The sequence below is a fragment of the Bartonella sp. OT172YNZD genome, from assembly GCF_042193725.1.
GTDB classification, from domain to species: Bacteria; Pseudomonadota; Alphaproteobacteria; order Rhizobiales; family Rhizobiaceae; genus Bartonella; species Bartonella grahamii_A.
Genome location: NZ_JBHILZ010000098.1, coordinates 1 through 640, shown reverse-complemented (window position 1 = coordinate 640; position 640 = coordinate 1). Strand labels below are relative to the sequence as shown.

Genomic DNA, 640 nt, shown 5'->3' with positions numbered 1-640 from the left:
GAAACACAGATGCTGGTGGCTCCAGCCATACGCGTTGCAGTGTTAGAAAGCCGTTTGAGTCCTGTAGCAAGTGGGCACATGAGTGCTGATCTTCATTTAGGGGCTTTTATTATTACCACAGGCAAAGAGCGTGATGTTTCCAGTTGGCTTTTAGCAGAAGCTATTGCGGTGCTTTGTCATAGCGGGCAATTGTGGGGGCTAACGCATTTGAGCGCCCCGCGTGAGGTGCAAATTGAACCGATTATCTCTGCGGCGATTAAGCAGCGTGGTGTATCGATAAGCGTGGTGGAATGGCACCAAGATTTGCATCAGTTGGGACGAGATATTTTTTGTGATGAAGGACAACTCAAAAGTGGTTTGATTTCATGTGATAATGAGGTGTTGGCATGAATGATGCGCATCTTTTGAGTGACACCTTGCGGCAAATAATGAAGCGTCTTGATGCGCTTGAACGCTGTCTTGCCAACCAGCACATGATCGGGCGGGTTGCAGAAGTTGATGGCCATAGGGTGCGGGTGAAACTTTCCGAACAGGGTTCCAATGGACAAGCGGTTTTATCGCCTTGGCTACAAGCGCAAGAAGCTTCTGGCGCTCTCTCAAGCAATATGCCCCTCCATGTTGGTGATCCGGTGCGGTTGTT

General features: G+C 49.4%; 1 protein-coding gene and 1 pseudogene. Both read left to right on the top strand.

The window, feature by feature from the left end:
* Positions 1–390: hypothetical protein (locus tag ACFIJS_RS09240; RefSeq protein ID WP_375651331.1), on the top strand; the 390-nt coding region annotated here is incomplete at its 5' end.
* Positions 387–640: pseudogene (locus tag ACFIJS_RS09235) on the top strand (baseplate assembly protein); the annotation flags it as partial. The gene ACFIJS_RS09240 and the pseudogene ACFIJS_RS09235, both read left to right, overlap by 4 nt.